This is a genomic window from Stieleria sp. (assembly GCF_041595215.1).
In the GTDB taxonomy this organism is placed as follows: Bacteria; Planctomycetota; Planctomycetia; order Pirellulales; family Pirellulaceae; genus Stieleria; species Stieleria magnilauensis.
The window spans coordinates 1-3862 of record NZ_JBFHKV010000853.1 but is presented as its reverse complement, the minus strand read 5'-3'; the positions used below and the strand labels follow the sequence as shown (position 1 = coordinate 3862).

At 61.2% G+C, this 3862-nt stretch carries 3 protein-coding genes; all 3 read left to right on the top strand.

Features of this window, described 5'->3' with window-relative positions:
- A partial coding sequence (locus ABX749_RS25205) for a sulfite exporter TauE/SafE family protein (protein ID WP_372898433.1) occupies positions 1–309 on the top strand: 309 nt, incomplete at its 5' end.
- Positions 310–462: 153 nt separating this feature from the next.
- On the top strand, positions 463–2949 hold the full coding sequence (locus tag ABX749_RS25200; RefSeq protein WP_372898432.1) for a heavy metal translocating P-type ATPase: 2487 nt from the start codon (positions 463–465) through the stop codon (positions 2947–2949).
- A gap of 219 nt (positions 2950–3168) precedes the next feature.
- Positions 3169–3396 carry a cbb3-type cytochrome oxidase assembly protein CcoS gene (gene ccoS, locus ABX749_RS25195; RefSeq protein WP_372898431.1) on the top strand — a complete coding sequence of 76 codons (228 nt, stop codon included), beginning with the start codon at positions 3169–3171 and terminating at the stop codon, positions 3394–3396.
- Positions 3397–3862 lie beyond the last annotated feature (466 nt).

Here is a 3862-nt window from a genome sequence, read left to right as displayed (position 1 = left end):
GGGACGGGCAGCCCGGTGCGTGGCGCGATCGTGATGGCCGCCTTTTGGCTCGGCAGTGTCCCGGCGCTGGTCGCGTTGGTCGCCGGGTTGCGGGTGTTGTCGCTTCGCTTTGCCCGCCTGATCCCCGCATTGGCCGCGCTGATGCTGATCTTTGCGGGCTGCTTCACGGCATCGGGACGCGGATTCAGCGGATTGGAATCGTTGCAGGAACTCAAATCGTCCGGGACGACGATCGATCAGGTCGATCAAGCGGGCGAGAAAGTGCTGCCGTGCTGCCAGGTGAAGGACTCACAGCCTGGGCAGGATTGAATGGCACGAGCATTAGCGTTGGTGTTCAGGCTTTAGCCGCCCACGGTCGCTGCGAAGCAGCACCCGGGAATCGCCTAAAGGCTAGACACCAACGATTGCTGAATCCCCTTTCGCAGTCCTACCCCAATATCGAGTTTGGACGAAGCACTTGCCATGTCATCGACTGCAGCAACACCGCAGCCCGCATCCGATTCCCAGCCACAGCGTTGTGAGATTCCTTGCGTGCATTGTGGGTTGCCGACCGTTTGCAGTACCGTCGACGATCCGACTCGGGTGTTCTGTTGCGGCGGTTGTCGACAGGCATACGAGCTGATTCATGGCTGGGGATTGGATGACTATTACGCGATTCGCGATCGAACGGGCGGGTCGACCGGCGTGTTTTCCAGAGCCGATTCGTCGCGCTATGATGCATTTGACGACGACCAGTATCTGGGCGCTTCGGCGCCTCGACGAGCGGCCGATGGCAGTTTGTCGACCGAGTTGTCGGTCAGCGGCTTGCACTGTGCGGCGTGCGCGTGGCTGATTGAGAACGTGGCCGGGCGGACGCGTGGCTGGACATTGGCGCGGGTCAGGCTGAATCGGCATACGGTTCAAATTGTGTTTGAGCCGCAACAAATCAAGCTCAGCGAGATCGCACACCTGATCGGCAAGTTGGGGTACACCCTGTCGCCGCTGACGACCGAGCCGGTCGACCGATTTCGTCAGGAGAACCGTCGGCTGTTGATGCAGATCGCCGTGGCCGGATTCTGTGCGGCCAACGCGATGTGGATCGCGATCGCGCTGTATGCCGGAGACGCATCGGGCGTGGCCGGCGAGCACCGTTTGTTTTTGCGGTTGGCGGCGGCGGCGCTGGGGATCGCCACGGTGGCGTTTCCCGGGCGAACGTTTTTCGTCAGCGCGTTGGCGGCGATGCGGAATTGGACGCCGCACATGGATCTTCCTGTCGCGCTCGGGCTGGCCGTCGGCACGATCGTCGGGCTGGTCAACGCGATCAGCGGCAGCGGTCATGTGTATTTTGATTCGCTGGCGATGCTGGTGTTCTTGTTGTTGATCGGCCGCTGGATTCAGTTTCGGCAGCAGCATCGTGCAGCCAGCGCCGTCGATCTGTTGCTTCGCATCACGCCGCAACATGCCCGCCTGGTCGATGAAGATTCGTCCGGCGGTCCGGACCGCTGGGTGATGGTCAATTCGCTCAAGGCGGGGCAGGTGATCCGGGTCAACGTTTCGGAAAGTCTTCCGGTGGATGGTCGCATCATCGCGGGCGAATCGATGCTGGACCGATCGTTATTGACTGGCGAAAGCGTTCCGGTCGAAGCCAAGGTTGGTGAGGGTGTGACCGCGGGCACCGTCAATCTTTCGCGACCGATCACCGTTCGCGTCGAAGCCATCGGGGCGGACAGCCGAATCGGGCGGGTGATGGAGTCGGTGGAAGCGGCGATGGCCCAGCGGACGCCGATCGTTCAATTGGCCGATCGAATTGGTGGCGTGTTTGTGGTCGTCGTGACGCTACTGGCGGCGGTTGCTTTTGTTGCTTGGATTTCTCACGGGATCGATGTCGCGACGGCCAACGCGACGTCGCTGTTGATTGTGGCCTGCCCGTGTGCGCTGGCGCTAGCGACACCGCTGGCGATCGCAGTTTCCCTCGGTCGCGCGGCAAAACGAAAGATCCTGATTCGCGACGGCGATGTGTTGCAACAGCTCAGCAGTCGCGGGAGGGTCTGGTTCGACAAGACGGGGACCTTGACCGAAGGACGTCCCCGCGCGGAACTGGTTTATGGGGCGACCGACGGTTTGCGGATGGCTGCGGCGATCGAACGCGAGTGCTGTCACCCGATTGCCGATGCGATCTTGCGCGAGTCGGATCGGCTGGATCTGATTCCGGCGACTGGCGTGGAGGAGGTTCAGTTGGGCGCCGGGGGTTTATCAGGCTGCTGTCAGGGACAACGGGTCGCTGTCGGCAACGAGTCGTTTTTGCGCCGGCAGGGCGTGCTGCTTTCGAGCGAAGTCACCGAGCACATCGAGCGCTGTTTGCAGAACCAGACCACGCCGGTGATCGTCGCGGTCGATGGCTGTGCGGTTGCGGTGCTGGCGATTGCCGATCCGGTCAAGCAAGACGCCAAGTCCACGATCGAGCGAATTCGGCGGGCCGGCTGGGACGTCGGGATTCTGTCGGGTGACCATTGTGAGCTGGTCGACAAAGTGTCGCGCCGAGTCGGGGTCGATCCGCAAAACGCGTTTGGGGGACTATCGCCCGAAGACAAATTGAAACGCGTGACGGAGGCGGGCGCGGGCCCGGTGGTGATGATTGGTGATGGCGCCAACGACGCGGCGGCGTTGGCGGCGGCGGACGTCGGAATCGCGGTCCGCGGCGGGGCCGAAGTGAGTCTGCAGGCCGCACCGGTGTTCGTCGCGTCGGGCACGCTGGAAAGTGTGGCGGACTTGATCGATGCGTCCCGTCGCACCAACCATTTGATTCGGACGACGTTCGCGGTTTCATTGGCCTACAATGTGGTCGCCGTCGTGTTGGCCATTTTCGGATTCATCAGTCCGCTGGTCGCGGCGGTGTTGATGCCGATCAGTTCGGTATCCGTGTTGTCACTGACACTCGCCTGGCCGACGTTTGCTGATGATGCAAAGTGAGTGTGTGATAAGAGAGGTGTGTCGGCATGGCGCGTGCAGACGTGTTGGTGTGCAGACGTGTTGGTGTGCAGACGTGTTGGTGTGCAGACGTGTTGGTGTGCAGACTTTAGCCGCCCACTGTCGCTGCGTAGCAGCGATCGGGAATCGCCTAAAGGCTAAACACCAACGGTTGCTGAATTCCTTGTTGCTTCCGTCCCTGCTATTGAGGTGTTTCGCTAAGTGAGCGTGTTGTACATTGCATTGCCGATCGCGTTGCTGTTAGGTGGCGGCGGACTGCTTGCCTGCCTGTATTGCATCCGGGACGGTCAGTACGACGATTTAGATTCGCCGTCGGTGCGAATCCTGGTGGATGAGCATCGGGTGGATGAAGACGCTCAAGAGCCGAATCCGCCAAGAACGCTTGGCGAAGCCAGCGCAGGGACAATGCCAAAGACAGACAAAGCGTGATTTGATGCCACCCACCTAATCAGCAGTTGGGAAGTACAGATCACACGTGGTGGGTGGCACCGTTCATCGGGGCACCGTTCATCATTCATGTGTCGCCTTCATTGAGGTGACACCGCGGAGCGGTGCCACAACACAGCCCGGGGTCGCGACGCGCACCCCGGGTCGTGGTCGATGGAGGACTGGAGCCCCATCGGGGCTCAACAAACGATGCGGGGAGTCGGGCGGATGGTGTTGTTCAACCCCGTTGGGGTTGGCCGCGAGGTGGTGACGCGGTCTTGGGGTGCGCTCTCGCGACCCCAAGCTTTGATGTGGCACGCCGTTGGCGTGACCCCGCGACGCGGTTGGATTGTGATTTGGGGATCGTGAATTAGTGCCACCCACCGACTCTGGACGGCAGCGAAGATCAACGCTCCTGCTGCCAAATCAGTAGGTGACACCATTCATCTCATTGTCTGAATGCAGCAAT